Below are 821 nucleotides of genomic sequence, written 5' to 3'. Positions count from 1 at the left end.
TTGGGATTATTATGGGATGACAGACACCTTTACTGACTTACATCAACGAGCTAAAAATAAAGAAACATTCCATTTACTATACGACATCATCGCGTCGCGGAATAACATTTTATTAGCGTATCGAAAGATTAAGTCAAATAAAGGGTCGAAGACCCCTGGAACAGATGGTAAAACCATCTTAGATATAGAGAAACGAACTGAGGATGAATTAGTAGAAGAAATACAAAGACAGCTCAAAAATTATCGCCCAAAGAAAGTTAGGCGTAAACTTATTGAAAAAGATAATGGTAAAATGCGACCATTAGGTATTCCATGCATCCTCGACAGAATCATCCAACAATGCTTTAAACAAGTATTAGAGCCAATTGCGGAAGCCCACTTTTATAATCATAACTATGGATTTAGACCTTTGCGGTCTACGCATCATGCGATGGCAAGAGTTCAATATCTAGTCAATCAATCAAAACTGCATTATGTGGTAGACATTGATATCAAAGGATTCTTTGACAATATCAATCACACTCTGCTTATTAAGCAACTATGGAATTTAGGTATTCAAGATAAGAAAGTTTTAGCCTGTATTTCAAAAATGCTGAAAGCTGAAGTGGATGGAGAAGGTATTCAGACAAAAGGCTCTCCACAGGGTGGTCTACTTTCACCGTTATTGTCTAATGTTGTACTGAATGATTTGGACCAATGGGTAGCCGACCAATGGGAGCTATTCCCTCTCCATAAATCACTCAAGACTAGAGAAGGTGAACGTCTTGCAAAGAAGCGTACACACTTAAAAGAAGGTTATATTGTTCGCTATGCAGATGATT

General features: G+C 37.4%; 1 protein-coding gene. It reads left to right on the top strand.

The genetic code is table 11. The annotated features are described in order from the left end of the window. Nucleotides 1–821: reverse transcriptase domain-containing protein (locus tag H2672_RS19145; RefSeq protein WP_255485934.1), on the top strand; the 821-nt coding region annotated here is incomplete at both ends.

Origin of the sequence: Sporosarcina sp. BP05 (assembly GCF_014282005.1) — a bacterium.
In the GTDB taxonomy this organism is placed as follows: domain Bacteria; phylum Bacillota; class Bacilli; order Bacillales_A; family Planococcaceae; genus Sporosarcina.
Note: the sequence above shows the minus strand (reverse complement) of the source record. Positions and strands in the feature narration are given on the sequence as shown.